Origin of the sequence: Marivirga sp., from assembly GCF_051117495.1 — a bacterium.
In the GTDB taxonomy this organism is placed as follows: domain Bacteria; phylum Bacteroidota; class Bacteroidia; order Cytophagales; family Cyclobacteriaceae; genus Marivirga.
Map to the genome: position 1 here is coordinate 1 of NZ_JBNPEF010000003.1, position 23481 is coordinate 23481.

Below are 23481 nucleotides of genomic sequence, written 5' to 3' on the forward strand. Positions count from 1 at the left end.
ATTTTTTTAATTATCTGTGCAAAAAGTGTAATATTGCTCATGAGGGGTTTTTTGGTTTTTGTGTCAACCCAAAATTAATATTTTGGGATAAAACTTAAACCCCTCTCTTTATTTAGGACGGTATTGTGAAAAAATTAAAAAACATGAAGTCTTGATTTAGGTTAGCCGTCTTTTTTAGTTTACTTTGGCTTTATAAAAAAGAAGTTATAATGAAAATTGCAGTTCTCTCAAGAAACCCAAGTTTATATTCTACCAGAAGATTAATTGAAGCCATAGAGGAAAAAGGACATACAGCACTTCGTCTTGACCATATGCATTGTGATATTATTATGGATGAGGCAGGGCCTTCTATTTACTATCATGGTGAAAAATTAGAAAAAATCGATGCCATTATCCCAAGAATTGGGGCTTCTGTCACATTTTATGGAACTGCTGTGGTTCGTCAATTCGAAATGATGAAGACTTTTAGTGCAGTGGATTCATTGGCCATTACCCGATCAAGAGATAAGTTAAGAAGTTTACAGATTCTTTCTCGCTCAGGATTAGCAATGCCAAGGACAGCCTTTACCAATCGTTCTGAAAATGCTGGAGATTATATACTGGAACATCTGGGAAAGGCACCAGTAGTTTTAAAATTATTGGAAGGCACTCAAGGATTAGGAGTTGTTTTAGCTGAAACTAGAAAAGCAGCCGTTTCTGTTATTGAGGCTTTTGAAGGTTTAAAAGCCAGAATTATTATGCAGGAATTTATTAAAGAAGCAGGTGGTGCTGATATAAGGGTTTTTGTGGTAGATGGTGAAGTAGTAGGCGCTATGAAGCGCCAGGGAAAAGAAGGTGAATTCCGTTCCAATTTGCATAGAGGAGGTTCGGCAAACGTTATTAAATTAAGCAGGGCAGAAAAAGCAGCGGCCTTAAAAGCGGCCAAAGCAATGGGCTTAGCTATCGCGGGTGTTGACATGCTACAATCTTCCCGAGGCCCTTTAATTTTGGAGGTTAATTCTTCACCAGGTCTGGAGGGCATCGAAAAAGCAACCGATAAGGATATAGCCTTAAGAATTGTAGAGTATATTGAGAGGGGCTTGGATAAAAAACGATTGCCAAAAGATAAAGTGAAAGCGTAATTTTGAGAACCTAGATACTAGAATCTAGAACCTAGACAAGCAAGGATTCTTTTTTTAGATACTGAAACAATTAAAGGTAGATTTTATGGTTTAAACCCAAAGAAATCAAATCAAAAAAGAGCTGTTATCTTGCGATAACAGCTCTTTTTTAGTCTAAAATCTAAGTTCTATAATCTATTAAGCTACTCTAAGATTTTTATATTTCGATTTCTCGAATTTAGAAGCCGCATATTTTTCGTCAATGATTAATTCAGAACCTGAAGATTCCCCATCAAATTCGAACATGGCATCCGTCATGATTACCTCACAGATTGATCTTAAACCTCTGGCTCCCAATTTGAATTCAACTGCTTTTTGAACAATATAATCTAAAGCAGAATCCTCAAAAACCAATTTAATACCTTCCATATCAAACAACTTAGTATATTGTTTTACCAAGGCATTTTTAGGTTCCGTTAAAATGGATTTCAAGATATCTTTACTTAAAGGATCCAAATGAGTTAGAACAGGCAACCTACCAATCAACTCAGGAATTAAACCAAAGTTTTTCAAATCCTGTGCCGTGATGTATTGTAATAAATTCTCCTTATCAATTTCTTCCTCTTTTGTATCTGCCTTTGCAAATCCTAAAGGAGTTGTATTCAATCTAGAGGCAATGCTTCGACTTATTCCGTCAAAAGCACCACCACAAATGAATAGGATATTTTCCGTATCCACATTGATCATTTTCTGGTCAGGATGCTTTCTGCCTCCTTGCGGTGGAACATTGACCGAAGTACCTTCTAACAATTTCAACATGGCTTGCTGAACACCCTCTCCACTTACATCTCTGGTGATAGATGGATTGTCCGATTTACGGGCAATTTTATCTATCTCGTCAATGTAAACAATACCTCTCTGGGCCGCTTCAACATTATAATCAGCAGATTGCAATAATCTGGTTAAAATACTTTCGACATCTTCACCCACGTAACCTGCTTCCGTTAAAACAGTGGCATCAGCAATACAAAATGGGACTTGTAAAATTTTAGCCAAGGTTTTGGCTAAATAGGTTTTACCCGTACCGGTCTCCCCTACCATGATAATATTTGATTTTTCAATCGTCACATCATCTTTAGTAGATTTTTGCATTAATCGCTTATAATGATTATAAACTGCAACTGATATCACTTTTTTAGCTTCATCTTGACCCACTACATATTGATCTAAGTGGTTTTTCATTTCAATCGGACGAATCAAATTGAATTTCGGGTCTTTTGAAGATGACTTTGTTTTAACTTCTTCTTGTAGGATTTGCTGAGCCTGTGCAATACATTTGTCACAAATATGGGCATGTATGCCCGATATCATCAAATCAACATCTTTTTTGTTTCTCCCACAAAAAGAACAGCTTACTTGTGTTTTGTCTTCTGCCATTATTTTCTCACTAATACTTCGTCTATCAATCCGTATTCTTTAGCTTCTTCTGCTCGCATCCAGAAGTCTCTGTCAGAATCCTTTTCTACTTGCTTGTATGATTTACCGCTATGTTTAGATAAGATATTATATAAATCTTCCTTAACGGATAGTGTTTGTTTTAAGGAAATCTCCATATCTGAAGCTTGACCTTGCATGCCGCTCATCGGTTGGTGAATCATAATTCTTGCATGTGGTAAAGCAGATCTTTTCTTCTCAGCACCACCCGCTAATAATACAGCTCCCATACTCGCAGCCAATCCTGTACAGATTGTCCCAACATCAGGGGATATATAATGCATAGTATCATAAATACCTAATCCGGCATAAACTGAACCACCAGGACTGTTAATATACAGACTGATATCTTTTTTAGCATCTACTGATTGCAAGAATAATAATTGAGCGGTAATTACATTGGCGATGTTATCATCTACCTGCATACCCAAGAATATGATTCTATCCATGATTAAGCGGGAAAAAACATCTATTTCCCTGAAATTGGTGGGACGTTCTTCAATTACAGCTCTGGTCATATTTTCTACCTGCTGTACATACGAATCCACCATACTACCTGATAAACCTTCACCTTTAACGGCAAATTTCCTAAATTCCTCTTTATTAATCATTTAAGTATTTTGTTATAAGTACAAATTTAAAAAAAAAGTCCTTCTTTAAAAGGACTTTTCAATTAACGGTAAAATTAGCTATTAGTTTGCGTCCACAGCCTTTTTAAAGCCGTCTAGATCAACTTTCTTTTCTTTAATGGAAACTTTTTCCTTAATAAAGTCCAAAACTCTCTTATTCAACATCTCTTCATAGACTTTACGATAGTTCTCTCCATTTTCACCTTGAAGATAATTTTGAGCAAAACTGTCCATGTTTTCGCCTAATTGGTCAGCCATACCGTAAGCACCAAATTGCTCAGCAATCATTTTTTTAGTGTAGTCCATCACATCGGTATGCTCTACTTTAATATCATCATGATTGGCCTCGGCAATTTTATTTTTAATCAAATTCCAACGCAAATCTTTAGTGTATAGATCATACTCTTTATCAATTTGCTCTTGGGTGATTTTACCCTCATTGCTCAATAACAACCAATTTTTCAGGAATTCATCTGGCAAATCAAATTTAGTTTTCTCAACTAATTTATCTACCAAGTCTCTATTTAAAAGATTTTCAGTTTCCCTATCGTAATTTTCTGCGATAGTTTCTTTAATCTTTTTATCAAATTCTTCTCTTGTTTTTACAGCATCTTTTCCGAATACTTTATCGAATAACTCCTGATTGATTTCAGCAGGCTTCGTTCTCTTAATATCAGAAACAGTCAAAATATATCCACCAGAAGCTGCATCAGCATCTGTTTCATTTTGCCCTAACAATCTTGATTTAGCTTCCGCAGATTTGAAAGTCTTTTCGATATCAAATTTAATTTCGTCACCTTTTTTTGCTCCTACGAATTGTTTTTGAGCTTTCTTCTCTGCATCTTCAATTGGTAAAACAACTTTTTCCTGAACTTCTCCATCGGCTGTGCTTAACTTACCTTCCAAGGTATCTTCAGCTTTGCTTTCCTCCACTGATTCAGTATCACCATGTTGTTTGGTCAAATTATCCATGGTTTCTTTCATCACCTTATCAGTTACCTCGATGGTGTGTTTTTCAACCTTGAATTTATCATTCAATGGAATCTCAAATTCCTCCACTAAGCCTAAAGTATATTCAAACTCAAAATCTTTTTGATTATCCCAATCTATTTTGGCAGCATCTTCTTGGTTAGGGAGAGGCTCACCTAAAATCTTCAAATTGTTTTCTTTGATGTAGTCTGTCAAAGATTTTGATAACAAACTGTTGATCTCTTCAACCAAAACGCTCTTTCCATATATTTTTTTGATATAGGAAGCAGGCACTTTTCCAGGACGAAAACCTTTAATATTGGCATTTTTCCTGTATTCTTTGATTTTTTGTTCAACATTAGGTTGATAATCAGCTTCATTTAATATAATTTTAATAGAAGCATTGGTGTTGTCCTTTTTGTTGAGTGTAATGTCCAAAACAATTAAATTTTATAGTGTTATCGATATACAAAAAAACCCTTCATTCCCGAGTAATTTTACTGGAACTAAGGGTTTGAGTAGTGTGCGGATGAAGGGACTCGAACCCCCATGCCGTGAGGCGCTAGATCCTAAGTCTAGTGCGTCTACCAATTTCGCCACATCCGCATTCATTAATTTGAAGTGCAAAGGTACTGAAAAATATTTTCGCTGCAAGTCGCAGAAATGTTTTTTTATTGGTTATTTTGAAGTTTAGTTTTTACAGCTTTTATGCAAAATATAGATTTAGAAGAAGAACGTAAAGTCATCCTAAGAGAATACAGAAAACTCCTAAGGAAATCGAAACCATTTTTGAAAGACGGTGACGCCAAATTGATCAAAAAAGCTTTCACTACTTCCATGGAGGCTCATAAAGAGATGCGGAGGAAATCGGGTGAACCTTATATTCTTCACCCCATTGCTGTAGCTACAATTTGCGTGGAAGAAATTGGATTGGGTACAACCTCTATTATTTCTGCCCTGCTTCATGATGTTGTCGAGGATACGGATTGGGAACTGGAGGATATTGAACGTGAGTTTGGACCCAAAGTATCTCCTATCATAGATGGATTGACCAAAATATCAGGGGTTTTTGAATACGGTACTTCCCAACAGGCCGAGAATTTCCGTAAAATGTTATTGACTCTTTCTAAAGATGTAAGGGTAATTCTCATAAAGTTAGCTGATCGTTTGCATAATATGCGGACGCTGGAAAGCATGCCTAGAAATAAGCAGTTGAAAATTGCCTCTGAAACTATATTCCTTTATGCTCCTTTGGCGCACCGATTAGGGCTTTATGCCATTAAATCAGAATTGGAAGATCTTCACCTTAAATATACAGAGTCGGAAATATATCGAGACATTGCCAATAAAATTAATAATACTAAAGCGGCCAGAAAAAAATTCATCAATAATTTTGTCTCCCCTATTGAAGGTGAATTAGATAAACTAAAATGGGATTATTACATTAAAGGAAGACCCAAATCAATTTATTCAATATGGAGTAAAATGAAAAAACAAAATATTCCATTTGAGCAAGTTTACGATCTGTTTGCCATTAGAATAATTATTGATGCACCTGCTGAACATGAAAAGGCTGCATGTTGGGAGGTATATTCCATTGTTACGGATTTTTACAAACCAAATCCAGACAGATTACGAGATTGGATTTCCACACCTAAAGCCAATGGTTATGAATCATTGCATACCACAGTCATGAGCGATAATGGCAGTTGGGTAGAGGTTCAAATAAGAACTAGCCGCATGGATGAAATAGCGGAAAAAGGTTATGCCGCACACTGGAAATATAAAGACCATTACACAAAACCCGAGGAAACTCGTCTGGAACAATGGATTGCCAGGGTGAGAGAAATGTTGGAATCCAATGATACAAATGCCATTGAATTCCTTGATGATTTTAGATCCAATTTGTTTTCAGATGAAGTTTTTGTTTTTACTCCGAAAGGGGAACTAAAGACTTTGCCGAATGGCGCCACAGCCCTAGATTTTGCATTTGATATCCATACAGAAATTGGAGCGAAATGCTTGGGTGCAAAAGTCAACAACAAATTAGTCCCATTAAATCATGAGCTGAAAAATGGAGATCAAGTAGAAATACTGACTTCTAACAAACAAAAACCCAGTGAGGATTGGTTACGATTTGTGGTAAGCTCAAAGGCGAAATCCAAAATAAAGGATGTTTTAAAAGAAGATAAAAAATATGCGGCCATTGAAGGTAAGGAAATAGTTTACCGTAAATTGAAACAGATGAAAATTACTCCTAATGAAGAAGTAATCAATCAAATCAGGGCATATTTTGAAGAGAAAACCCCTTTAGACCTATATTATGGAATCGCAACAGGCAAACATGACCCGAAAAACATCAAAAAGTTTCAAGATGAAGTATTAGAAGCTAAAAATAAAAACAATAATAAAAGAATTAGATCGTCCACTGATGGTAAGTCTTTTGAGCAAGAATTGAAAAAAGCCAAAGGAGAGGATATGTTGCTAATAGGCGAAGATATGGATGTGGTGGATTATGTCATTGCAAGATGCTGCAATCCTATTCCAGGAGATGAGGTTTTTGGCTTTGTAACGGTCAATGAAGGGATTAAAATACATAGAACATCCTGCCCAAATGCACCGGAATTATTGTCCAATCATGGTAATAGAGTAGTAAAGGCCAGATGGACCTCCCAACAAGAAATTGCCTTTTTGGCTGGTTTACAAATTATTGGAACTGATAGAGTCGGACTGATTAGTGATGTTACCCAAATTATCTCAAGTGAATTGGAAGTAAATATGCAATCCATATCCGTTGATACGAAAGACGGAATTTTTGAAGGGAAAATTCATCTTTTTGTGCAGAATACTAAGCATTTAGACCAACTCATCGGAAAATTGAAAGCCGTTCGTGGGATTGTCAAGGTGAACCGCTATGATTAATTGTAGATTTCCTATATTTGCCAAATAAGAAGGGAGATGATTATATTATGGCATTGAACGAGAAAGTTTATAAAGAAGTAAAACAAATTTTCACGGCTTATTTAGAGAACAAAGGATTGAGGAAAACGCCTGAGCGTTACGCCATCCTTGAGGAAATTTATACCCGAACGGGACATTTTGATGTAGAATCGCTCTACATCAGCATGAAGAATAAAAACTACAGAGTAAGCCGTGCTACTGTTTACAATACTTTGGATTTATTGGTAGAATGCGATTTAGTGAGCAAGCACCAATTTGGAAGAAATTTAGCACAATATGAAAAATCTTATGGTTACAAGCAGCACGATCATGTAATCTGTGCGGAATGCCATAAGGTAGTGGAATTTTGCGATCCGAGAATCCAAAATATTAAAACTATGATTGGAGATTTATTGAATTTCAAAATTATGCATCATTCTTTAAATCTTTATGGAATATGCGGTGATTGTCAGGCTAAATTAAAAACAGAAGAAAAAGAGTAAATTTTAATCGATTAATAAAATGGACTACAAAAAAGAAGTCATTGATAATATTTTGAATTTAGAAATTTCTGGTGATTTGATAGGCGAAAACAACGGGCCAGGATTAGTAGAAATGCTGAATGACCACATTAATAAAGGAATCAATAAATGTATTATTGATATCTCTGGGGTTCGCTATATGAACAGTAGTGGTATTGGGGTGTTAATTACAATTTTAACAAAGCTTAGAAATAAAGATGGAGAAGTGGTTTTAATAAATCCGTCAGAGCAAGTGAAAAAGTTATTATTGATTACTAAACTCAATAATATTTTTACCATATACGACACAAAAGAAGAAGCCTTAGAAAGCTTGAAATAAGGAATTACATATCTAGAATTAATTAAATCTTAATTTTATTAAAAGCAGCTTTAAATCTAAAGTGCTGTCAATATTTAAAATCATAAAAAATGAAAATGGATGTTTTGTTGGGTTTGCAATGGGGGGATGAAGGAAAAGGAAAAGTAGTGGATGTTTTAGCGCCCAGTTACAATACAGTGGCTAGATTTCAAGGTGGGCCAAATGCGGGTCATACATTAGAATTTGATGGTATCAAGCATGTCCTCCATCAGATTCCAAGCGGGATATTTCGCAATACGATCAAAAACGTAATAGGTAATGGAGTCGTGCTAGACCCTGTTATTTTCAAGAAAGAGATTGAAAAATTAGCCCCATTTAACATCAATTTCAAAGACAACCTTTGGATTTCCAATAAAGCACAATTGATTTTACCTACCCATAGACTTTTGGATGCGGCTTATGAAAAATCAAAAGGAAGTAAAAAAATTGGGTCAACCTTAAAAGGAATAGGCCCAACCTATCAAGATAAGGTAGCCAGATTAGGACTGAGAGTTGGAGATGTTTTTTACGATAGCTTTAAGGAGAAATATGAAAAATTAGTAGGCATTCATAAAATGACGCTTGATTTTTATCAATACGATTATACTGAATTGGAAGAAGCCGAAAAAACATTCTTTGAAGCATTGGAATATTTAAAAACTTTTAATGTTAGTTCTACGGAGTATCTCATCAACAATGAATTAAAGGAAGGGAAATCAGTTTTGGCTGAAGGAGCACAAGGTTCATTATTGGATGTGGATTTTGGAAGCTATCCATTCGTGACTAGTTCAAATACTATGACGGCTGGCGTTTGTACCGGTTTGGGAGTAGCGCCCAATAGTATCCGAAAAGTATATGGAATATTTAAAGCATACTGTACTAGAGTAGGAAGCGGTCCCTTCCCTACTGAACTTTTTGATGAAGATGGTACAGAACTACAAAAAGTGGGTAATGAATTTGGTGCTACCACTGGAAGACCAAGACGATGCGGATGGTTGGATATTCCAGCTTTGAAATATGTGGTGATGATCAATGGTGTGACAGAGTTATTTATGATGAAAGCAGATGTGTTATCTGGTTTTGAAAAAATAAAAGTCTGCACTCAATATGAATTAGAAGATGGTACCATAACGGATGAATTTCCTTATGATATAGTAGATACTGAGGTCAAACCGATCTATGAAGAATTGGAAGGTTGGAATTGTAGTTTGGATGATATCAACTCCTTTGACGATATGCCTCAGGCTTTAAAGAACTACATTACTTATATAGAAGATAAAATGGGGGTTCCAATTAATTTGGTTTCTGTAGGACCGGATAGGACTCAGACTATTTTGAGGTAAAGTTTAAAATTTGAGCACTGAAAAAGAAGCTGAGCAATTGACTTCCTTTTTTTTGTGCAATTTATTCACCTAATAAACTCAAAATCTCCTTTATTTCTTCTTCTGAATAATCAGATTCAGAAATCGATTCTAATTCAAAATGAGTAATTGTCTTTGAGCCTTCTTTGGTTAATTTACTGAATATGACTCCTGAATGGTAAAGCGGGAATATGTTACTCTTGCCACCATATATCTCACTGATAATCCTGTATTTATTGGGTAGTTCCAACTCTTTCAAAAAAAAGACATGGCTTATTAATGGGGTACTTCCAAAGTCATTTTCTTTTTTGGTTAAAAAATATTGATAGGTTTCCCCGTTGACAGCACTATCCTTCTGATTCATGATTGAATGTGGATCACTACTAAATCTCACTGGTGGAGTGGTATCATGTATCTTCTGTGATTCTGGTTTATATTCATATACAGACTGGTCTCTTATATCTAGAATTTGAATTATGGGTTCTTTGAAAAATTTATTAAGACCAGCACCTTTCCACTGTTGCACAATATAATTCCCAACGAAATCATATGCCATGCTTTCTATTGCACTCTCAGTTTGCGATTTATAAGTTAGCTTAAAGTTTGAACTATTATTTATCTGAAATTGAGCGAAGACACCATTCGAAATAAATAAAGTGAAGATTAAGATTGCAACTGAGCTTTTAAGCAATGTTTTTTTAATATTCATTGATGTGGTTTTTATTAATCTATAGCTATATTATTCTGCTTAGCATACTTTTCAATTTTAGGCAGTCCTACTTTTCTTCTTCTCTTATTCACGTTTTCAAAATCCTCAATTTCATTAAACCTTAAAGAAACTAATTTTTCATCGTAGTAGTATTGAGTGCCGTAAATTTGGGGTAAACCATTTCGGACTTTTAGTCTATCTACATAAAGTGCATAGCTACTTTTTTCGATTTTGTCTTCTTGATAAGCCTTTTCCACTATCTCTTTAAAGCTTTCCAATTCTGCTTTAGAAGAATGTTGAATGGCTAAAAATAAGCCCATATTAGCAAGTTCGCCAATTTCCCTTTTGCTTTGCCAACCATATTCATTGAGAAAAATGGTCACCTTATGTAGAAGGGTTGAATCAAGAATTTTCATCTCTTTGATCAATTCTTGATCTTCTGATTCAGGATTCACTTGCTGCCTAAGTTTCAGTGATTTGATTGTGAGTTTCTCTATAGTTTTTACTTCTTCTTTGAAATCGTTGTTAGATTGATTTTGAGAATAGGAAGGGATTGAAATAATAAAAAAAATAGAAATGACAAGGAATATGTAGTTTCTCATTTAAATGTAGGTTATTAGTTTAGCAATTTTAAAACGAACTTAAGAAAAGATTAATTATGCACAAAGTAATTATTTTAGTAATTCACAACTCACTATCCAAGCTCTCACCCTCAAATTGTGTATCTAAACTGATAGCATTTAAGCCTTGTTCCTGTAAGTATTTTGTAAATACATTAGAATAGCCATGAGTGGAATAAATTGTTTCTGCCTCTGATAATTTCACAGCTTCCAAAAGGCCATTCCAGTCGGCATGATCAGAGAGCACAAACCCGCGGTCAGCTGCTTTTCTTCTTCTGGTTCCTCTTAGCATCATCCAGCCTGAGGTAATTCCGGTGCTATAGGGTGCTAATTTTTTCATCCAAGGTGTGCCGATTGATGCAGGAGTTGCAATCACTAAATTTCCTGCATAGTTTTTCTTGGGAATATCATTTGTGATTTTGATGGTCTCAGTCAAGTCTAATCCTGTTTTTCTTAACGCATCGGTTGCATTTTCAACCGCTCCATGTGTATAAATCTTACCAATATTTTTATCTACATTTTTCATGATTCTTTGCGCTTTACCCAAAGCATAGGCAAAGATTACAGAGGTTTTATCATTCTCTTTATTCTGCCTCCACCATTTATTGATTTCTGCAAATATTTCAGCTTGGGGTTTCCATTGATATATAGGCAAGCCAAAAGTAGTTTCGGTAACAAATTCATGACACTTCACAGGCTCAAATGGTGTGGACAAACCATCATCTTCCAATTTATAATCGCCAGATACTACCACCACTTTTCCTTTATGTTCTAATCTGATTTGTGCTGAGCCCGGAATATGGCCAGCAGGATGAAAACTTACTTTTACTCCGTTTATAATAATGCTCTTATTGTAGTCTAATGTTTCCATTTGAATCTCATTACCAAGTCTTTGGCGCATAATGGTTTCAGAATGAGGATGAGCTAAATAATGCTGATGTCCTGGACGAGAATGGTCAGCATGTGCGTGGGTAATTAAAGCTTTTTTGACCGGTCGCCATGGATCAACATAAAATTTACCCTCAGGGCAGTAGATACCTTTACTAGTGAAATCGAGAAGTGATCGCATGATAGGCTAACTTTCTCAACTAGTCTTTGTTATTATTCACTTTAGAAATAATTCTGGATAGTTCTTCTATTTCAGTATTATTTAAAACCCCAAAAAATTCGTCCATTTTATCATTAATAACAGGCTCAATTTTAGCTAAAAGATCAATACCGAATTTATTAATAGAAATAGAGGAATTTCTTTTGTCATCTGATTGTCTTGCCCTGTTTATTAATCTTTTGTCAACAAGCCTTTTTACGATTCGTGAAATATCAGGCACATTTTCCCTCAAATGACTTTTGACCTTATTCAAGTTCATTGGCTTATCTGGTTGCTCATTTAATATTTTAAGCACCTCATACTGCTGTCGGGTGATATCAAAAGCTTTTAATTCCCTCGAGATATTATAAGACAGTTTTTGCTGACAGCTCAATAAAATTGAAAAAGTCTGATTAATTAATGCTTTGGAATTAATATTTTCTGACCCTCTTCCCATCCTGTATTTCGATAAACGTTAACTAATTGACGACTAACAAATCAAAAATAAGGATTAAAGTTTAATTTCCGAAAATAATATTCGACAAAACTTCACATTTCATTTCTGTTTCCTCCCATTCTTTTTCCGGCTTTGAGTCTTCGGTTATGCCTGCACCAGCATAAAATTTAACGGATTGATGATTAATTTGACAACAACGAAGATTTACAAATAAATGGCTTAACCCCTCTAAGTGAACTGGACCTAAAAACCCACTAAAATAACTTCTGTTATGGTTTTCTTCGGCTAATAAGAATTTTAAAGCTGGCTCTTTTGGCATTCCGCAAACTGCTGATGTAGGATGTAATAATTTCAACATCACAGACCCCAATTCCGGAAAATTGATAGAGGAGGTATTGACCTTGAAAGTGGTTTTTAAATGTAGAAGATTACCTGCCTGAATAGTTTTAGGCCCTATCTCATCAAACTCTCTTAATCTTATTTTCTTAAAACAATTGATGATATAACGAGAAACAAAAGCTTGTTCTTCAATTTCTTTTTGTGTCCAAGTGGTCTCTGCAATACTTTTATCTGACTTTTGCTGAGTTCCCGCCAATGCCATTGTTTTGAAATATTCTCCTTTTTGATCTTCAATTAAGGTTTCAGGACTGGCACCAAACCATAGTCCAGTGCTAGCTGAATACGTTAGGTTTACGAATGCATTAGGATACTTTCGACAAGCATTGATGAAAGCCTGTCCTAAATTAATGTCGTTTTGATGTTCAATATTTTTAATTTTTGAAGGGACCGCTTTATAAAATTGTTCATTTTTTATCAATTCTATCCCTTGCTCTACCATTTTAATATATTCTGCAGCGGTGGTTGAAGGAGATTTATGATTTTTATTAAGTAATGTGAAATTAAAGGTTTTTGCATTTCTTATTTTCTCCTCTAGCTCTTCATCTGGTGATTTCCTCCATTCCAAAGAAATTCTTTTATCAGCATTTAAACTGGATATTTCCAAATCAATTTCAGCTAAAAATTCAGCATCGAAATGAACAATTTTATCTGAGCCAGTTTGAAATGGGTGCATTAAAAAACCAGAAGATAGGTCTTCTAAATTTAATTCTTCAATGTATTTACCTCCAGTCAAATCACATAGAATTTGAACTTTAGAATCATTGGGCAATCTATAGATAGCCAAAGCAGCATTAAATTGTTGCGCAAATGCTAAGGATTTATTGAGGTATTCCTCTGCTGTAAGCTGTGTTTGTTTTATGTCTAAGGTTTCCTTTTCCAAAATTATTTCTTCACTACTGCCATTGTAATACGACTAACACAAATCAATTGTTCCTGTTCGTTCTTTATTTCTATATGCCAAACTTGGGTGGTTCTTCCAATATGGACAGGAGTAGTTTTGCCATAAACCCATCCTTCCTTTATTCCACGAATATGATTAGCATTTATATCCAATCCAACACAATAGAATTTTTCAGAGTCAACCATCAACATAGCCGCCACACTGCCTAAAGTTTCAGCTAAAACCACAGATGCACCACCGTGCAATAAGCCAAAAGGCTGATGGGTTCTTTTATCAACTGGCATTTTGGCGATCAAATAATTATCCCCGATTTCCGTAAAACTCATACCTAACACCTCAGAAATGGTATTTTTGCCCAATTTATTGAGTTCTTCTAAGCTTGGTTTTTGAAGAAATTTCCTATCCATAGTTATTGCACTAAAACTGTTTTGTATTTTCGAGCCGAAAATTACGGATTCGCATTCAATTTTGAACATTTTTTCGTGAATTTGATTGATTTAGCAATTATGATAAAAGATATATACATAGTACGCCACGGTCAGACCGACTACAATTTAAAAGGTATTGTCCAGGGAAGTGGAGTGGACGCCTCTTTAAATGATACGGGCAGGAAACAAGCAGATGAATTTTTTAAAGCTTATGGTGATTTCCCTTTTGACAAATTATATATCTCTACTTTAAAAAGAACCCAAGAATCTGTGAAAGGATTTATTAATAAAGGATTGCCTTATGAAAAGCTTTCTGGCTTAAATGAAATCAGTTGGGGAACTAGAGAAGGACAGCCTTTCACGCCAGAAGAAAATAAATACTATTATGCCATGTTGGATAGATGGAAAAATGGAGAAACATCCTTACCCGTTGAAGGCGGTGAGTCTCCTGACCAAGTAGCCATGCGTCAGTTGGATGCCATGAAATACATCATGAGCAAAGAAGGTGAACAAAAAGTCTTAATTTGCATGCATGGTAGAGCCATGAGAATCCTGCTGGCTCAGTTATTCAATTATCCGCTTTATGATATGGATATATTTGAGCATTCGAATTTAGCTTTATATCATATCAGAGCGACTAAAAATATGTTTCAGTTGGTGAAGTATAATGATAAGGGGCATTTGAGTGGTAGTATTTAAAGAATTATAAAACAAGTTTATACAGGCAAGAAAAAACTTAATTGCTATTTTTTTTCTTCTTCATCCTTTCTTTTTTCTTAATAAAAAAGAAACAAAAAATCAAGAAAGTTTAATGCTTCAACCCTCAAACCCTACGCTGGCCCGCTAAACTTTCATCCCTCCCGCTTTTCCGAGTTCCTCGGAAGTGGTCGAGTTAGACCTATTGCCACTTCCTAGTAAAAATGGTATGGTTTTTCATCGAAGTTTAGTCCCAAGTTTAAAATGACTTAATAATAAGAAAGTAGACTTGTCCTCCATCCCGCACGCACGGAACAACTTAAATCAAAATTTATAAAACTGTTAATTTGAAGCAAACTAAAATATTAACAAGCCTCCAATAAAAACCAAACTACCTAAAATCAAAGCAAAAAGACTGTAAGGTAAAATATCTTTAGCTTTCAGTTGTGTTATGCCGAGCAGAGGTAAAGCCCAGAATGGCTGTAACATATTGGTAATTTGGTCTCCATAAGACAATGCCATTACTATTTTAGGAATGGGGATGTTTAAAGCTTGTGCTGCTTCAACCACTATTGGCCCTTGAACAGCCCATTGTCCGCCACCTGAGGGGACGAAAAAATTCACTAACCCAGCACTAAAAAAAGTTAAAATTGGAAATGAAGTAGCCGTGGATATAGAAACAAAGAAATCGGATATTAAAATCACCAAGCCTGAGTATTTCATAATGCCCATTATTCCAGAGTATAGAGGAAACTGAATTACGATTCCACTCACTCCCTGAATACCAGAATTCACAGCTGCCATAAATTTTGCCAGGCTTCCGTGAAGTAGTATTCCAAAAGTAAGGAATAGGAAATTGACAAAATTCAAATCCATAAAAGCCTGATTGGATTGCCATTTATCAATTGCAAATAGGATTGCACTTAAGAGCATAACTCCTCCTAATGCATAAGCTATCCAAGCTTTATTTTCACTATCATTTGATTGTTCTACTTTTACTTCCTTCTCTTTTGCAGCCAGTAAAGATTGATAATTAGTATTGGGCTTAAAGTATTTCCCTAATAGGTAGAATAAACTTGGGACAGCAATTAACAATATCAAACTTATGACAATATTCATGGTAGAAAATAGTGTTTCAGAGATACTGATTACTCCTATTATATCTACTAAAAAATGCTTTGCTTCTGCTACTTTCAAGGGTGCAGAAGCTGATAACCCACCATGCCAAACCATCATTCCTGAATAACCCGCAGCACCTAATATTCCATAGTTGAAGGATTTATTTTGAACAGTAAAATTCTCTCCAATCCTTCTACTGAGAATTGCACCAAAAACCAGACATAAGCCCCAGTTTAGTAAACTCATGACGATGGTGAAAAAGCTTATTAGAAAACCTGCTTGTGCAGTGTTATTGGGAATAGAAGCAATTTTGTGAATAATGCTGGAAAAGAATGGCGTCAAGGCAAGTGTATGTCCTAAAAGTAGAATAAGCACCATTTGCATGGTAAATGCCAATAACTCCCAAAAACCGGTTTGCCAATAACCTAAAATGCTTTGTGATTGCTCCAATATATTACCATCCTGACCGGTGAAAAGCAAAGCGAGCAAAAAGGTAATTCCACTCAGAAGTATTGCAATAACAAAAGGTGATGGGAGAAATCTTTCAACTAGTTTGATATATTGCCTGGAGAATGACATTTTTTAATTACGAATTATTTTAGCTCACAAAGTACAAAAGAAAATTTTCGAATTACATACTTCAAGAATTTTTGTTCCTGTTTCCGGTCTGACCTTCGGTACTGACCTAATTTCCACTTCTTGAGTATTAAGAGCTAAATCCATCACCCCTTCACCCCACATCCATCTAAAAATTTGAGATAATCAAGCTTATGGATCAGAACCTCTATACTATTTTAATTGGGACAAAAACTCCAGTGTATCTACTCCATCTGCATAATCCCAAAGTTCGGGCTGTTGGGCTTTTCCAGGTTCAATTTCAGCACCTTTTTTCACGACACATTGGATTTGCTCTTCTTTTTTTCCCAATTGATCTTCTAACTCTTTTTCATTCTTATAGAATTCGTAAAACAATACAGAAATCGGGGAAACTAAAGCTTCGTCTTCTTTCATGAGGAAAAAACCAGAATCTAAATGAGGCTCATCATTTACTAAATAAATAGATTTATTATAATCATAATTATTTACCCATTTATGGTGGTCAGCTACCCATTTAAAATCATCCAAGGCCTTGATGAATGGAGAAAAATCAAATCCCTCTGGTACTAAAAGCTTGCTTACATTTCGGCATCCTAAACCGTAATACTGAAAAATATCTTTGCCCAAAGCTTGTATTTCCTCTTCAGATTCTTTTCCTGTTAAAACGGCTACTGAGCTTCTGTTTTTGCGGATTATGTTAGGATATTTCCCGAAATATTGTTCAAAATATCTTGCAGAATTATTGCTACCTGTTGCTATTACGGCATCAAAACCACCAATTGTTTCCTGAGTGAGTTCGATCTTATTTTTAAAGTCTGGATTGATATCTATCAACTTTGCAACAATTTCTTTCAACAGATATGGATCTTGAGAGCTTAATTTAGCTATCACACTATGACCAGAAATAAGCACTGATAAAAAATCATGAAATCCCACGAGCGGAATATTTCCCGCCATGATAACAGCTATCTTTTTAGAGCTTTCTTCAGCTAAATCATATTTTTCAGTCCATTGCTCTAATTTTTCAGCTTGTAACATCTCACCTAAAGCCTTTACAGCATGCACTACATTTTCACGAGTAAACCAATTATTATGGGCTGTGGCACGAAAATACCATTCATCCAATTCGGATTCACTCATATTTCGTAAATGTTCTCCTAAAGTCTTAAAGGCTGCTAATCGCGCTTGCAAATTCATGGATATCTAAAGATTTGAAAATTGAAATTCAAAATTAGGGGAATTAAGATAGAATAGAAATAAGATGGATATAAATAGCGGTGAATGTTCTAAGCAGGATGATGGATGTGGGGTGTTTGATGGTAGGTTGGTAGCATTTAGGTCAGTACCGAAGGTCAGACCGGAAATAGACTTTACTGGAAATAAGTTGAAATAAGGTTGAAGTAATTTATCGGAAGCTAATAATGATTAATTTTCTATTTACTAAATAGGTGCTACTAAATTCTATCATCTGAAAGAATCTATAATGTAACCTATAAGTGTAAGGGAGGTTAAATCATATGAACTAAAACGTAAAAATACAACTATGGCAATTAAGAGAAAAGTAACAGCAAATTGGAAAGGATCTGCAAAAGATGGTAGAGGACAGTTAAGCAGCTCCAATAAATTTTTTGACAATACTCCTTATTCCTTTAAAGGTAGATTTGAAAATGAAGATGGTAAATTAGGTACAAATCCTGAAGAGTTAATTGCAGCCGCGCATTCAGGTTGTTATGCCATGGCATTAAGCGTAGCCATCTCTCAGGCAGGCCATACACCTGATGAAATTGACGCTCAAGCAGAAGTGATTTTAGATAAGGAAGGTGATGGTTTTGCCATTAAAGAAATTAAACTGACCGTAAAAGGTAAAGTAAGTGGTTTGTCAGAAAAAGAATTTTTAGAAATGGCGGAGGGTGCAAAGAAAGGTTGCCCTATTTCAAAAGCACTAAGTGCAGTTCCGATTTCATTGGACGCAAGTTTCGAATCATAATACATCTTAGGCATGGCTACAAGTCATGCCTTTTTACTGTTTTTCTACTGGCTCATCTAATAGATAAAAATCAATAAATTCCCTTACACAGCCTTGCCCACCTTTGGTATGTAAAACCAAATCCACGGTTTCTTTAACTCTTAAAACAGCATCAGCAGGACATGCAGAAAAACCTACTGCGTTCATTACGGCTAAGTCGTTTATGTCATCGCCTATAATGGCTACTTCAGATAATTTGATGTCTAGTTTTTCACACCAATCTAAAAGGATATCAATTTTAGGCTCGCTTCCCACATAAAGGTGTTTGATATTGAGCATTTCAGCACGGACTTTCACCATATTGATTTTATGAGCTGAGGATATAATTCCAGCTTGAATACCATAGCGCTCAAGTGCTTTAATGGCCATTCCATCCTTGGCATTATATTTTTTAAATTGATCTCCGCTTTCTGTAAAGAACATGCCGGCATCAGTCATCACGCCATCCACATCCAAAATCAAAAGTTTTATGTTTTTAATTTTAGATTTATCAACAAACATTGGTCTGCAGAGCATATTAGCATAATCTAATTCATTTTCAGCACAAAAAAGCTTTAAATCACCTACTGAAAGTTGATCCAGTCTTTGGATGTTAAAGTCATTCAAAAAGTCAGCGAGAGATTTTTCTTCTCTAGCCAGATATGCTTCAATATTTCTTTTTAATAAATCCATTTTTCAGTTTTAATCTAGAACATAAAAGTAGCAATTCTTATTTGCTTTCTCTTTTATAACTAAGATAGAATAAGATTTTCAAACACTAAGATTCCAATTTTCAATGATTTTTTCTTCAGATACATCTCCTATAAATAATTGATACTGGCGAATTAATTGAGCTTTGTACATTTCGCTTCCAGGGATGAATTCGATATGATTGTCTTCACAATAGCTTTTCAGATAATTGGGTTTATTATCTTTCTCGGGCATATTATGACTAAAAAGCATTTTACAATTATTTAATAATTCAGCAAAGCCTTTAGCTTCCAGAAAATTCTGATCTGATGAAATTGGTGTGGCATCCACTACTAAATCATAAGATCCTGAAAAATCTTCCTCTGTTATTCCCAGATCTTCTTTTTTTGATTTCACTTTCTCAGGATTTCTTCCCGTCAGTATTACTTTCAATCCTAAATCTTTCAACACATGATAAGCTACACCTGAAACTCCGCCATTTCCATATATCGCTGCTGTTTTAATAGAATGAGCAGTTGATTTTAAAGCATTTTCTAAAGCAGTTTTTAAGCCAATCGCATCTGTATTGTAGCCAAAGAGTTTTCCTTGTTCATTCACCACAGTATTCACTGCCAAAGTTTTTTTAGCGATTTCTTCCACTTCATCCAGATAAGGAATAATCTTGGATTTCAGACCACCTTTACCCGTGACAGCACCTCCTCTTGAAATTGCGGAACGTAAGAGGTCAACATATTCTTTTGCTGTTATATCATGCGGGAAAGTAAAATACACCAAATTCAGATTGAGTTTTTGTAGAGCAGTATTGTGTTTTTCAATGGAGTTGGCACTTCCTGAGGTGGAGAAAATGAATTGGGAGGTCGGGTTTAGGGGCACTTGAAATGGATTAGTTTTCATATCTATATTTTTGATATTTCTGCATTGAGACCTGTCAGGATTTAATTAATTCAGTTGAACAATTTAAGATTTTTTATTCAATCACTTCAAATAGAAACCTGACAGGTCTAGATTAATTTTGGTTAGATGCCTTTCAAAGCACTAACGAAATTCTCTATAAATTTATCTTTAGAATTTTCTTCTAAGGCTTCTAATGACAGAAATGGATTCAAATCTTCCAATTCTACCAATAATAGACTCCCATCCTTTAATTTACAGGCATCGACTCTTTGAATTCCTCTTTGCATATTGTTCCATTGGATAAATCTTTGGGCTAATTTCAAATCTTCTCTGGAAGCTTCATAAATTTCCAACTCCCATCTTTTAGATTTATCGGGTGCATATAATGCATATTGAAATTCATCATTGATGAAATAGAAAGAAACTTCATATTCAAAATCTATAAAGGGTTGAATTAGTCGGTCTTCAATATCAAAATCTTTTAGTTCCTCTCTACTTTTTGACTCCATCCCTATTGAATCGGCTCCATTTTTGAGTTTGATGATGTATTGATCGGAATCTGGCAATAAATGTAAATCTTCCAATTTATCAATAGTGGGAATAACAGGAAACCCATCCGCAAATAAATCCAAAAGGTATTGCTTTCCTTTCATATCAGCTTCACCATCAAAAGAATTGAAAGTTGGAATTCCTTTTTGCTTTACGGCTTCTACAAAATCATTGAAATAATCTTGATAATAAGCTACAGGCCCGGTATTTCTAAAAACAATAAAATCAGCTTTATCTAAAAATGCCAAAGCTTGTTGTGGATGTCCAATCAGAATATTGAAATGCTCTTTTAATTGAGAAATGATATATAAATCTTCCTCATAGTAGTTTCTGCCTTTGGCTGGATAGTAAAGATCAGTTAAATATAACACGGTAGAATTCATCTTCATCGATTAATTAAGGAAGCAATTGTACTTATAAATTTAGAAAGAAAGATTAATTAAAAAGCCACTCCTTTGAAAGTTATTCTCCTCAAAAGAAAAGGCATAATTAAACCTTATCGGAAAGTAGGAGGATGTTAAGCCAAAACCAATTTCAGAATATTGAGGGCTTTGTTCTGTTTTTAGGTAATTGGCGAAAAGATAGGATTTCAACCCAATTTTTTTCAAAAGTGGAATTCTACCTAAAATAGCCCCATCAAAATCATGATCAAAATTAGCCCCAAAGAAATAATCTGAATTACTATATTGATAATAATCTAATAATTGATAGGCAAGACCATATTGTTTTTGGCTTTGATAAACAAAAGTTTTATTGCCCATAAAGTGGAAGTAGTCTATTGGCGTAATATTGCTTGAATTCAAAAATTGACCATAACTCGCACTCAAAGCACTAAAACCAAGTGAATTTATGGACCATTTATCGGAAATATTTGCCCATATTCTACTATACTCTGTATCCATTGTCCCAAAATCAAATCCTGTTTTGATTATAGGGTATTTTGAGGATAGTGGTATTTTTCTTCCGTTGATCAAATTGTATTTTCGTTTCGGCTGATAGCTTAATAATACATTCGCTTCCACTAAATCATTTTGCTGGAAATTCTGATATTCTCCTTGAATAAAAGCTTGATTGGGTGTGAAATCTCTAGCCTCTTCCTCTTCGTCATACCAATTAAAACTTGAATTATTTTGTAAAGGAGATCTGCTATTAAATGAAGTACCCAATTGGATGTCCAATCCATTGATAAGTTCACGTTTCCATTTTAATGAGATATAATCCTTTTGAAAAAGCTTTTGGTAATTCAGCTTTTCAAAGACAGTATAGAACAAATTCCAATAATTAGAAATGGAAGGATTGCCTGAGATTTGTTCTACATAACTACCTCCCTCAACTTTAATTTCACTAATATTTGCAGGATTTAATTCATAAGAAAATGCTCCCTTCGCATAAAAACTCTTACTGGCAAAACCGTACCTCACTGATCCATAGGCTGAATATTGATGATCATTTTTAAATTTATCTTCAAATGTCAATTCAGGTTTTAAAACACCCCCCTCTACTGTATTGAATGTAAAAATACTGACATCCAATCCTAGCTTTTCTTTAAGTTCCCATTGACCAGAATTCATTGCTCTTTGATATTTTTGAAAAAATGTAGATTCCTTCTCTCCTGCTAAACCTTGATAGATTGGATCATTCTCAGATTTCTTAAATTCCCACGAATTATTATTAATGGCTCTATCAATTTTATATGCTTTTTTTTCATCCTCTGTCAGTTCAATCGGTCTGGTTGCCTCCCACCAAGATGGATTTTTAGTATAATCTGTTCTGTCGATCTTTTTATTTAATTCCTCAGAATCCACTGGTAGCAAACCTTCTAAATCGTAATCATAGCAGATATTATGAAAATAGATTTCTGTTTTATTGCTACTCTGCTTTAAAATAAAGCTGGATGAAAATGGCAGGTATGAATCGGTTTCATTATCTCTGATGTATTGAGTATTAATCTCTGCATCACCTGTAATACTTTTTAATTTTAGATGTGATTGGTTAACTCTCCAACCATTTTCTGAAATATATACTTCACCCCTAAAAACGGTCCTATTCGTGCCTCTGGGTATTAATTTGATTTTATGAATAGTTTGCCCTTGTTCTTCAAACATACCAAGATAGTCATAATCGTAAAAGCTAAAAGCATCAGAAGCTATTGGTGAAACTATTCGATTTTGCACTATTTCGTTGCCAATTGAAATGGGTCTATTTTGATAGAGATCAATAAAAATAGGATTATTCTGACTGGCATTTACACTATCGCCAAGAACCAAGGAGGCCTCCAGCACTTGCGTTTTTTTATCGAATCTATGCTGATATATTTTATTAACAGATTCAGATAAATAAAAAATACCTTTTTGAGGGCTAAGCAATGTTCCGAAAAAATTAATAGATGAGGCTGAATTTGTTTCGGACTTACCAAACAGTTTAGTATAAATATTGTAGCTTATTTCTTTATTTTCCTTTAGATATTTTTCTCGATTATCCTGTGCATTCCTGATGATTTCATAAGCTGGGTTTTCTGCTTTAGCACTGACTTCCACTGCATTTAAAAATACCTTCTCAACACTTAAAGTCGGATTGATCTCTATTTTTTCATTAGCACTTAGTGAAATTTCACGCACTTCACTTTTATAGCCAATAAACTGATAGCTGATCTTATAATTCCCGGGATCGAGTTTTAGGGAATATTCTCCATCATAATTAGTGGAGGTTCCAATCGCTTTACCTAAAATCACCACATTGGTATAAGGCATGGGCTCTCCTTTTTTAGATTTCACAATTCCAAATATTTGCGCAGTTTGCGCCATTGATGTTTGACTAAATAAGGTCAATAACAATATAACAGACAATAAAAAGGTGCTCTTGAAATGAAATTGATTGGATTCTTTTTCGGTCACGGTTTGCTTATAACCATTTAATAATTCAAACATTTTGATAGTT

At 34.8% G+C, this 23481-nt stretch carries 23 protein-coding genes and 1 tRNA gene; 8 read left to right on the top strand and 16 right to left on the bottom strand.

Going from position 1 to position 23481, the window contains the following annotated elements:
* Positions 1-209: 209 nt before the first annotated feature.
* The gene (rimK, locus tag ACFE0M_RS00785; protein WP_434543833.1) at positions 210-1121 is read left to right on the top strand and encodes a 30S ribosomal protein S6--L-glutamate ligase; all 912 of its coding nucleotides are present in this window, start codon (positions 210-212) and stop codon (positions 1119-1121) included.
* Positions 1122-1298: 177 nt separating this feature from the next.
* Here rimK and clpX read toward each other — a convergent pair whose 3' ends face one another.
* The 4 genes from clpX to ACFE0M_RS00805 all read right to left on the bottom strand — a co-directional run bounded on the left by clpX (position 1299) and on the right by ACFE0M_RS00805 (position 4798).
* A complete protein-coding gene (gene clpX / locus ACFE0M_RS00790) occupies positions 1299-2537 on the bottom strand; it encodes an ATP-dependent Clp protease ATP-binding subunit ClpX (protein WP_434543834.1) in 1239 nt (412 codons plus the stop codon).
* Positions 2537-3205: a ClpP family protease gene (locus tag ACFE0M_RS00795; protein WP_434543835.1), complete on the bottom strand. Its 669-nt coding sequence runs from the start codon at positions 3203-3205 to the stop codon at positions 2537-2539. Before ACFE0M_RS00795 ends, clpX begins: the two co-directional genes overlap by 1 nt.
* Before the next feature lie 81 nt (positions 3206-3286).
* Positions 3287-4630: a trigger factor gene (gene tig / locus ACFE0M_RS00800; RefSeq protein ID WP_434543836.1), complete on the bottom strand. Its 1344-nt coding sequence runs from the start codon at positions 4628-4630 to the stop codon at positions 3287-3289.
* A gap of 86 nt (positions 4631-4716) precedes the next feature.
* Positions 4717-4798: transfer RNA gene (locus tag ACFE0M_RS00805), tRNA-Leu, on the bottom strand.
* Positions 4799-4900: 102 nt separating this feature from the next.
* On the opposite strand from ACFE0M_RS00805, the gene ACFE0M_RS00810 reads away from it, so the two are divergent.
* From ACFE0M_RS00810 to ACFE0M_RS00825, 4 genes are all read left to right on the top strand, one after another.
* Positions 4901-7114 (top strand): RelA/SpoT family protein, encoded by a 2214-nt coding sequence (locus tag ACFE0M_RS00810; protein WP_434543837.1) that lies wholly within the window; start codon positions 4901-4903, stop codon positions 7112-7114.
* Positions 7115-7161: 47 nt separating this feature from the next.
* Positions 7162-7635, top strand: a complete 474-nt coding sequence (locus ACFE0M_RS00815) for a Fur family transcriptional regulator (RefSeq protein WP_303272125.1) — start codon at positions 7162-7164, stop codon at positions 7633-7635.
* Between the two features lie 19 nt (positions 7636-7654).
* The gene (locus ACFE0M_RS00820) at positions 7655-7993 is read left to right on the top strand and encodes an STAS domain-containing protein (RefSeq protein WP_434543838.1); all 339 of its coding nucleotides are present in this window, start codon (positions 7655-7657) and stop codon (positions 7991-7993) included.
* Between the two features lie 89 nt (positions 7994-8082).
* On the top strand, positions 8083-9354 hold the full coding sequence (locus ACFE0M_RS00825; RefSeq protein ID WP_434543839.1) for an adenylosuccinate synthase: 1272 nt from the start codon (positions 8083-8085) through the stop codon (positions 9352-9354).
* A 61-nt stretch (positions 9355-9415) separates the two neighbouring features.
* On the opposite strand, the gene ACFE0M_RS00830 is transcribed toward ACFE0M_RS00825, so the two are convergent.
* The 6 genes from ACFE0M_RS00830 to ACFE0M_RS00855 form a co-directional block, all read right to left on the bottom strand.
* On the bottom strand, positions 9416-10081 hold the full coding sequence (locus ACFE0M_RS00830) for a hypothetical protein (protein WP_434543840.1): 666 nt from the start codon (positions 10079-10081) through the stop codon (positions 9416-9418).
* A 14-nt stretch (positions 10082-10095) separates the two neighbouring features.
* Positions 10096-10683, bottom strand: coding sequence for a DUF6624 domain-containing protein (locus ACFE0M_RS00835; protein WP_434543841.1), 588 nt, complete (start codon positions 10681-10683; stop codon positions 10096-10098).
* Between the two features lie 82 nt (positions 10684-10765).
* Complete coding sequence (locus ACFE0M_RS00840) at positions 10766-11770, bottom strand: ligase-associated DNA damage response exonuclease (protein WP_434543842.1); 1005 nt, start codon at positions 11768-11770, stop codon at positions 10766-10768.
* Positions 11771-11789: 19 nt separating this feature from the next.
* Positions 11790-12245 carry a MarR family winged helix-turn-helix transcriptional regulator gene (locus ACFE0M_RS00845; protein ID WP_434543843.1) on the bottom strand — a complete coding sequence of 152 codons (456 nt, stop codon included), beginning with the start codon at positions 12243-12245 and terminating at the stop codon, positions 11790-11792.
* A 61-nt stretch (positions 12246-12306) separates the two neighbouring features.
* Positions 12307-13524: a chorismate-binding protein gene (locus ACFE0M_RS00850; RefSeq protein ID WP_434543844.1), complete on the bottom strand. Its 1218-nt coding sequence runs from the start codon at positions 13522-13524 to the stop codon at positions 12307-12309.
* Between the two features lie 2 nt (positions 13525-13526).
* A complete protein-coding gene (locus ACFE0M_RS00855) occupies positions 13527-14021 on the bottom strand; it encodes a hotdog fold thioesterase (RefSeq protein WP_434543845.1) in 495 nt (164 codons plus the stop codon).
* A 30-nt stretch (positions 14022-14051) separates the two neighbouring features.
* On the opposite strand from ACFE0M_RS00855, the gene ACFE0M_RS00860 reads away from it, so the two are divergent.
* The gene (locus ACFE0M_RS00860; RefSeq protein ID WP_434543846.1) at positions 14052-14672 is read left to right on the top strand and encodes a histidine phosphatase family protein; all 621 of its coding nucleotides are present in this window, start codon (positions 14052-14054) and stop codon (positions 14670-14672) included.
* 354 nt (positions 14673-15026) lie between these two features.
* Here ACFE0M_RS00860 and ACFE0M_RS00865 read toward each other — a convergent pair whose 3' ends face one another.
* Positions 15027-16367 (bottom strand): short-chain fatty acid transporter, encoded by a 1341-nt coding sequence (locus ACFE0M_RS00865; RefSeq protein ID WP_434543847.1) that lies wholly within the window; start codon positions 16365-16367, stop codon positions 15027-15029.
* 210 nt (positions 16368-16577) lie between these two features.
* On the bottom strand, positions 16578-17582 hold the full coding sequence (locus ACFE0M_RS00870) for an acyl-CoA reductase (RefSeq protein WP_434543848.1): 1005 nt from the start codon (positions 17580-17582) through the stop codon (positions 16578-16580).
* Between the two features lie 64 nt (positions 17583-17646).
* On the opposite strand from ACFE0M_RS00870, the gene ACFE0M_RS00875 reads away from it, so the two are divergent.
* The gene (locus ACFE0M_RS00875) at positions 17647-17778 is read left to right on the top strand and encodes a hypothetical protein (RefSeq protein WP_434543849.1); all 132 of its coding nucleotides are present in this window, start codon (positions 17647-17649) and stop codon (positions 17776-17778) included.
* Between the two features lie 150 nt (positions 17779-17928).
* Positions 17929-18372: an OsmC family protein gene (locus ACFE0M_RS00880; RefSeq protein ID WP_434543850.1), complete on the top strand. Its 444-nt coding sequence runs from the start codon at positions 17929-17931 to the stop codon at positions 18370-18372.
* 33 nt (positions 18373-18405) lie between these two features.
* Here the strand turns inward: ACFE0M_RS00880 and ACFE0M_RS00885 are convergent, their stop codons facing one another.
* The 4 genes from ACFE0M_RS00885 to ACFE0M_RS00900 all read right to left on the bottom strand — a co-directional run bounded on the left by ACFE0M_RS00885 (position 18406) and on the right by ACFE0M_RS00900 (position 23471).
* On the bottom strand, positions 18406-19083 hold the full coding sequence (locus tag ACFE0M_RS00885; protein ID WP_434543851.1) for a KdsC family phosphatase: 678 nt from the start codon (positions 19081-19083) through the stop codon (positions 18406-18408).
* Between the two features lie 78 nt (positions 19084-19161).
* Entirely contained in the window at positions 19162-19995 is an 834-nt protein-coding gene (locus ACFE0M_RS00890) for a shikimate dehydrogenase family protein (RefSeq protein ID WP_434543852.1), read from the bottom strand.
* A 122-nt stretch (positions 19996-20117) separates the two neighbouring features.
* On the bottom strand, positions 20118-20927 hold the full coding sequence (locus tag ACFE0M_RS00895; protein WP_434543853.1) for a hypothetical protein: 810 nt from the start codon (positions 20925-20927) through the stop codon (positions 20118-20120).
* Between the two features lie 39 nt (positions 20928-20966).
* Positions 20967-23471 carry a DUF5686 and carboxypeptidase regulatory-like domain-containing protein gene (locus ACFE0M_RS00900; RefSeq protein WP_434543854.1) on the bottom strand — a complete coding sequence of 835 codons (2505 nt, stop codon included), beginning with the start codon at positions 23469-23471 and terminating at the stop codon, positions 20967-20969.
* Between the last annotated feature and the right edge of the window lie 10 nt (positions 23472-23481).